The sequence below is a fragment of the Hoeflea sp. CAU 1731 genome (assembly GCF_039888615.1).
In the GTDB taxonomy this organism is placed as follows: Bacteria; Pseudomonadota; Alphaproteobacteria; order Rhizobiales; family Rhizobiaceae; genus Flavimaribacter.
On sequence record NZ_JBDQQS010000010.1, the window covers coordinates 245574 to 251573 of the forward strand.

Below are 6000 nucleotides of genomic sequence, written 5' to 3' on the forward strand. Positions count from 1 at the left end.
CCGGCCGTGCCCACCTCCAGCAGGGACCGGCCTGCGGCGCCGTCTTCGGTACTATTCATGTGCGGCATGAATGCGATCCGCTCGCCGATGGCCGAGGTACTGGCCCGGCGCTATCTTCCAGGAAGCACCTATATCGCCTCCGCCGGCGTGCGCCCCGGCGAACGCGACCCGTTCGTCGACGCGGTGCTTGGCGAAGTGGGTCTCAATCTTGGCCAGCGCCGTCCGCACACGCTGGATGACCTGGAAGACGACTATTTCGACCTCATCGTTACGCTGGCGCCGGAAGCCCACCACAGGGCGCTGGAACTCACGAGGTCGAGCGCGGTGGACGTGGTCTACTGGCCGACCGCCGATCCCACGACCGTGACCGGCAGCCGGGAGCAGATCCTGAACGCCTACCGGCAGGTTCGCGATCACATCGACGGATTGCTCAGGGCCCGTTTCGGCAAACCGTCGGCCTGACGAGGCGCCAGCCGACGGGCTTGCCGCCGCGCGCAGGAGCATGTCCGAAGGACGCCCGACGCGGCGGGAACGGCAAAGCCTGCAAATTCGGTTCACAAACCCGGAACGATTGTGTAGGTTCCGGCGCAACCTGGATCGGGTGACCCGCTCCACTTTTCTGCAACAGGATGACAAAGACTGCATGGCCAAGGAAGAAGTCCTAGAATTTCCCGGCGTTGTTACGGAACTTTTGCCCAACGCAACCTTTCGCGTAAAGCTTGAAAACGAACACGAAATCATCGCCCACACGGCAGGCCGCATGCGCAAGAACCGCATTCGCGTGCTCGCCGGCGACAAGGTTCTGGTGGAAATGACACCATACGATCTGACCAAGGGCCGTATCACCTACCGTTTCAAGTAGCAGCCCCCGAAAAGCGACGTTTCCGGACATGGCTCTCGATCCCAAACTCGTTCTGGCATCCGGCTCTCCACGCCGGGTCGCCCTGCTGCGCCAGGCGGGCCTTGAGCCTGACCGGCTGATGCCGATGGAGGTGGACGAAACGCCTAAGCGGACCGAGCATCCCCGCGCGCTCGCGCGCCGTCTGTCGCGCCGAAAGGCCGAGGCGGCCCAGAGCGCGCTCAGAGGCGATCCGAACTTCACCAACCGTTTTATCCTGGCCGCCGACACGGTGGTGGCCGTGGGACGACGGATCCTGCCGAAGGCGGAGCTTGTCAACGAGGCCTCGTCCGGTCTTCACCTGCTTTCCGGCCGCGCCCACCGCGTGTATACCGGCCTGTGCATGATCACGCCGGATGACGAGGCGGTCCACAGGCTTGTGGAGACGCGCGTCCGGTTCAAGAGGCTGTCGCGCAAGGAGATCGAAAGCTATCTCGCTTCCGGAGAATGGCGCGGCAAGGCGGGCGGCTACGCCATCCAGGGACTGGCGGGCGCTTTCGTGGTCAAACTCGTCGGCTCCTACACGAATGTGGTCGGCCTGCCGCTCTACGAGACCGTGAACATGCTTTCCGGCGCCGGATACGACGTGCATTTCCGCTGGCTCGAACACGAGAGTTAGACCTTCATGCCGGCAAGCCGCGACAATGTCGAACCGCTGCGCAAGACCGTGCCCTGCCCGGAATGCGGCCGCGATTCCAGCCGCGCCAACTATCCTTTCTGCTCGGATCGGTGCCGCAACGTCGACCTCAATCGCTGGCTAACCGGCTCCTACGCCATTCCGGTGACGGAGGAAGAGGAAAACCAGGAACCCGATGACAACGGCTAGGAAAAGCCAAACTTTTTTTTCTTATTTATCCATTGTTTTCAATATCTTAATAGATTTTGGCTTTGTTTCGGGAATTTGCAAATTTCATGGCTTCTCCCGCGCCGCCGCAAACTGGCTTTGTTTCGGGAATCCGCCCTTCTTGACGTCTTCAGGGCGCGCTCGTTCCTGATAATTCGTCTGGCTTTGTTTCGGGAATCGGGATTTTGATGCTATCCGGCATTTGGCTTTGTTTCGGGAATCCGCAGTATAACGCTGATGAGCGATGACCCGGCGCCATCATACGCAACGATGTTATCGTCCGGTTTGCGACGGATCTCGACAACCGTTTCATATAGCATATTTCCCGGCGTAATGCATCAATTTGTTTATGGTTTGTTCCAGCCTCCGGACACCGTAAACAAGGGTCGAATAGCAGCTTAGGACTTCAGGTCGGTCCGAACCGGTTGTCGGAATGTGGTGGCGGACCATATTGTCCCCGGACAGTCCATTGAGCGCGGGGGGCTCGCCTTTGCCGTTAGCTGATCTGAATGAGGCGGATCGAAACGTGGTTCGGGAGTGTATCCGAGCTGCGGCGGAAGGACCGTTTTATCCCGAGTGGGAGTTCGGGATATTATTCGGACTGGAGCGCCCGGAGGTCCAGGCTGTTCTGGCTCGATGGCCAGACATCGATGATACCAATGAAGCGATCTACGCCGTTATAAGCAACTCGATGAACAACCTGCTGATCTATCCAATCGATAATCGAGATCGATGGAGCGCGTATATGAGCGTCAGTCCGAAGGAAGTGGCGCGTATTTTCGCCGCATGGCGAGGGAGCATGCCCTCAAGCCCGATCGACGGACTGTGTTGACGCGATATGCGTGCAAATTCGAGCGCCGAAGAGGATGCGCCGCGACATACGGCTTGCAATAGCTCCGGCGCATCCGGGCGCAGTGTAAAAAACTGTCACAGACGCGCCAAAATCGTCTGGACAGCCCCGGGAGACATGATATAACGCCGCACGCCTGAGCGGGAGAAACCAACGCTTTCGCAGGCGGCTTCGCCGCCAATCTACAGGCCGGATGCCCAGATAGCTCAGTTGGTAGAGCAGCGGACTGAAAATCCGCGTGTCGGTGGTTCGAATCCGCCTCTGGGCACCACCTCATCTCGGTCCATTCTTGTCACATGGTTTACATTTGATACCGGAGAGATGGTTTACACTTTCTCCGGTGCGAATGGGTTTTGTGCCGGTTCGACACGGTCCTCCTTGTTGTCGAAGAAGCCCAGATCATAGTCGAGGAATGAGACGATCCAAACACCGTCTTCGACTTCCCGCAGTCCAAGGATTTGGCCGGCGAAGACCTGGCTGAGATTGATTTTTCGTTTTCCGATACAAATTCTACCGCATCGTGTGACGCGCACGGTGCGATCATGGAGCGGATAGTCCGGTTCGCCTGGTGGCTGATAGACGCGGGTTGAAGGTGTATAGAGTTCACCAGGGTAGGCTCCTGCGAGCCCCTGATGGGGTCTTTCATTGTTGTACAACTCGACGACGGAACGCCCACGGGACCGGTGATGAGCGCGAGCTTCTTTATCCTTGGCATCCCTGGGGCGGGCGGCAGGTTTATGTCCATGAGGTGATCGAGAAGTCTGGCGCGGCGGTTTTCCGCTGCAGCCTTTCCGGCCGGGCATCGGATCGATTGCTGGAGGTTCCGGCGTGGATGTTCGATCGGGCCTCCAGCGCGAGTTGGCGTATGATGACAGCTCCCCATGTCGATCTTGCCGCGCTTGGCGCCCTGGCGGCGCTTCTGCGGGACACGCACGCCCCCTCGCATTCGCAGGAGATGGGCGCAGCATTGGGCTCTCACGAAGCGAATCGGGGAGAAGCCCATGCCACGCCATCCGACGACATGCCAATTCGATCTGTTCTCGAAGCCGAACGACTCCGGGATGATGCAGACGCCGCAATGGCAGGCGCTGCCCGCCGAGGCACGCCGATCCGTGACGAAGCTGATAATCAACCTGATCCTCGACCACATCGACAGCGAGCACGCCGTGCAAAGGGAGGACGCTGATCATGATGCATGAGAAGATCGGATCGCACCATCTGGAGCGCAAGGCTATCCTGTATGTGCGGCAGTCGTCAGCCCATCAGGTTCTACACAATCGCGAAAGCAGCACGCTTCAATACGCGATGCGCGATCGCCTGACCGCACTCGGCTGGTCCAGCATCGAGACGATCGATGACGATCTCGGCCGTTCTGCCTCAGGCACTGTTGCAAGAGCCGGTTTCGACCGCATGGTCGCAGAGGTCTGCCTGGGCAAGGTTGGTGCGGTCGCGGCACGGGAAGTGTCGCGGTTTGCCCGCAACAGCCGCGACTGGCAGCAACTCATCGAGATGTGCCGCGTTGTCGACACCGTATTGATCGACCAGGAGGCGGTCTATGCGCCGCGACAGGGCAATGACCGATTGCTACTGGGATTAAAGGGCAGTCTCAACGAGTACGAGCTCGACCTCCTGCGCCAGCGTTCGCTCTCTGCCCGCTATGAGAAGGCCAAGCGCGGCGAACTTGTCGTCGCAGCGCCTGTCGGCTTCGCGAAGGTCGGCGATCGTCTTGAGAAGGATCCGGATCGGCGCGTGCAGGAAGCCATCACCCTGGTGTTCGACAAGGTTGCGGAACTCGGCAGCGCCCGTCAGGCCTTGATGTGGTTCCTGGAGCATGGGCTGGATCTGCCCGCCAAGCGCAACAACGGCGATGTGGTCTGGCGCAGGCCGAACTATGCGACCATCCACCGGATGATAGAGAACCCGGTCTACGGCGGCGCTTACGCCTATGGTAAGACTCGTGCTGCGCCGGGATTTGGGCCGGCAGCCACTCGATCGGGTATCCGCCGCAAGGCACGCGAGGAATGGCTTGCGCTGATCCCGGATGCCCATGAAGGCTATGTCAGTTGGGAAAGGGCGGAGGCGATCCGCAAGATGGTCAGCGACAACGTACCCACGGGCAGGCACCACGGAGCGCCCAAGCATGGCGATGCGTTGCTGGCCGGGCTCGTTCGCTGCCGGCGCTGCGGCCGCAAGCTAACGGTGCGATACACGGGCACAAAGCACAACATTCCGCGCTATTCCTGCTGGCGAGGCCTGCTCGACAATGGCGAGCCGCGCTGCATCGCCTTCGGCGGACTGCGTGTTGACGACGCGATCGAGGAAGCGCTCCTGTGTGTCGTCGAGCCGGGTGCGGTCGCGGCCGCCGCCGAGGCGGAGACGCAGGCGGCCGGTCGACGCGACCAGGTCCGGGATGTGCTCAGCCGTGATCTGGAGGCCGCCCGCTACGCTGCCAACCGGGCTTTCCGGCAATATGATGCCGCCGATCCCGAGAACCGGCTGGTCGCGGCGGAACTGGAGATGCGATGGAACCAATCGCTCATCCGTGTCGGTGAAATCGACAGCAAGATCGCCGCGCATGATGCCGAGACGCCGAGGCCATCCCCTGTATCGGTAACGGGCATTACGGCGCTGGCTGCAGATCTTCGGGCTGTATGGTCGGCGCCGACGACGGATGCCACGCTCAAGAAGCGCATTGTACGCACCGTCATTCAGGAAGTAGTCGCCGATATCGACGATGAAACCTCCGAGATCGTCCTGCTGGTCCACTGGATTGGCGGCGCCCATACCGAACTGCGCCTGCCGAAGCGTCGCCGCGGACAGCGCAACAGTACCTCCGCCGACATCATCGCAGCCATCCGGCAACTGGTATTGATCGCCAGCGACGATGTGATCGCCGGCATCCTCAACCGGAATGGTCTGCTGACCGGGAACGGCAATCGCTGGACCCGCGAACGGGTCACCGCGCACAGATCGCATCACAAGATCCCGGTCTTCCGGTCGGAACCTGACGGGAACGAGCCTTGGCTCAACCTGAACAAGGCGGCGCGCTTCCTCGGCGTTGCACCGAAAACCCTCAGGCTCGCCGCCGAAGCCGGCGAGATCGAGGGCGTTCATCCTCTGCCGGATGGTCCGTGGATCTTCAGTCGATCAGAACTGAAAAAGCCGCAAGCCCGGCAGATCGTTCGTCGCGCGCGACAGAACCCGAAATACCCCGCGGGATCGCATCCCGATCAACAAAATCTATTCACTTCAACGACATAGACAGATGGGTGTTATGACACAGGATTGTAAACCTCGATGAATCGATCGAAGCGCTCCTGCTGCTGCAGGAAGTTGAAGGCGGCAGGCTTTGCTGCTTCCTTCTTGAGGGTGAGATGCATGCGCTCATGGCGTCCGTTCTGTTGCGGG

8 protein-coding genes, 1 tRNA gene and 1 pseudogene are annotated in these 6000 nt (G+C 60.5%); 8 read left to right on the forward strand and 2 right to left on the reverse strand.

Annotation, left to right across the window (positions count from 1 at the left end):
• Nucleotides 1-57 precede the first annotated feature (57 nt).
• From AAFN47_RS17565 to AAFN47_RS17590, 6 genes are all read left to right on the forward strand, one after another.
• The gene (locus AAFN47_RS17565) at nt 58-462 is read left to right on the forward strand and encodes an arsenate-mycothiol transferase ArsC (RefSeq protein WP_499810559.1); all 405 of its coding nucleotides are present in this window, start codon (nt 58-60) and stop codon (nt 460-462) included.
• A gap of 181 nt (nt 463-643) precedes the next feature.
• Nucleotides 644-862 carry a translation initiation factor IF-1 gene (gene infA, locus AAFN47_RS17570; protein WP_004435948.1) on the forward strand — a complete coding sequence of 73 codons (219 nt, stop codon included), beginning with the start codon at nt 644-646 and terminating at the stop codon, nt 860-862.
• Nucleotides 863-890: 28 nt separating this feature from the next.
• The gene (locus tag AAFN47_RS17575) at nt 891-1517 is read left to right on the forward strand and encodes a Maf-like protein (protein WP_499810548.1); all 627 of its coding nucleotides are present in this window, start codon (nt 891-893) and stop codon (nt 1515-1517) included.
• 6 nt (nt 1518-1523) lie between these two features.
• A complete protein-coding gene (gene yacG, locus AAFN47_RS17580) occupies nt 1524-1724 on the forward strand; it encodes a DNA gyrase inhibitor YacG (RefSeq protein ID WP_499810549.1) in 201 nt (66 codons plus the stop codon).
• A gap of 487 nt (nt 1725-2211) precedes the next feature.
• Entirely contained in the window at nt 2212-2574 is a 363-nt protein-coding gene (locus AAFN47_RS17585) for a hypothetical protein (RefSeq protein WP_499810550.1), read from the forward strand.
• A 213-nt stretch (nt 2575-2787) separates the two neighbouring features.
• Nucleotides 2788-2863, forward strand: a tRNA-Phe gene (locus AAFN47_RS17590).
• 55 nt (nt 2864-2918) lie between these two features.
• Here the strand turns inward: AAFN47_RS17590 and AAFN47_RS17595 are convergent.
• Nucleotides 2919-3248 carry a transposase gene (locus tag AAFN47_RS17595; RefSeq protein WP_499810551.1) on the reverse strand — a complete coding sequence of 110 codons (330 nt, stop codon included), beginning with the start codon at nt 3246-3248 and terminating at the stop codon, nt 2919-2921.
• Nucleotides 3249-3593: 345 nt separating this feature from the next.
• Between AAFN47_RS17595 and AAFN47_RS17600 the strand changes: the two genes are divergently transcribed.
• Both AAFN47_RS17600 and AAFN47_RS17605 read left to right on the forward strand, forming a co-directional pair.
• Entirely contained in the window at nt 3594-3791 is a 198-nt protein-coding gene (locus tag AAFN47_RS17600; protein ID WP_499810552.1) for a hypothetical protein, read from the forward strand.
• Nucleotides 3781-5853: a recombinase family protein gene (locus AAFN47_RS17605; RefSeq protein WP_499810553.1), complete on the forward strand. Its 2073-nt coding sequence runs from the start codon at nt 3781-3783 to the stop codon at nt 5851-5853. Before AAFN47_RS17600 ends, AAFN47_RS17605 begins: the two co-directional genes overlap by 11 nt.
• A gap of 23 nt (nt 5854-5876) precedes the next feature.
• Here AAFN47_RS17605 and AAFN47_RS17610 read toward each other — a convergent pair.
• Nucleotides 5877-6000: pseudogene (locus AAFN47_RS17610) on the reverse strand (integrase core domain-containing protein); the annotation flags it as partial.

Excerpts from the sequence above, each read along its gene's own strand:
- AAFN47_RS17565 (WP_499810559.1), top strand. The coding sequence starts at position 58 with ATGTGCGGCATGAATGCGATCCGCTCGCCGATGGCCGAGGTACTGGCC.
- infA (WP_004435948.1), top strand. The coding sequence starts at position 644 with ATGGCCAAGGAAGAAGTCCTAGAATTTCCCGGCGTTGTTACGGAACTT.
- AAFN47_RS17575 (WP_499810548.1), top strand. The coding sequence starts at position 891 with ATGGCTCTCGATCCCAAACTCGTTCTGGCATCCGGCTCTCCACGCCGG.
- yacG (WP_499810549.1), top strand. The coding sequence starts at position 1,524 with ATGCCGGCAAGCCGCGACAATGTCGAACCGCTGCGCAAGACCGTGCCC.
- AAFN47_RS17600 (WP_499810552.1), top strand. The coding sequence starts at position 3,594 with ATGCCACGCCATCCGACGACATGCCAATTCGATCTGTTCTCGAAGCCG.
- AAFN47_RS17605 (WP_499810553.1), top strand. The coding sequence starts at position 3,781 with ATGATGCATGAGAAGATCGGATCGCACCATCTGGAGCGCAAGGCTATC.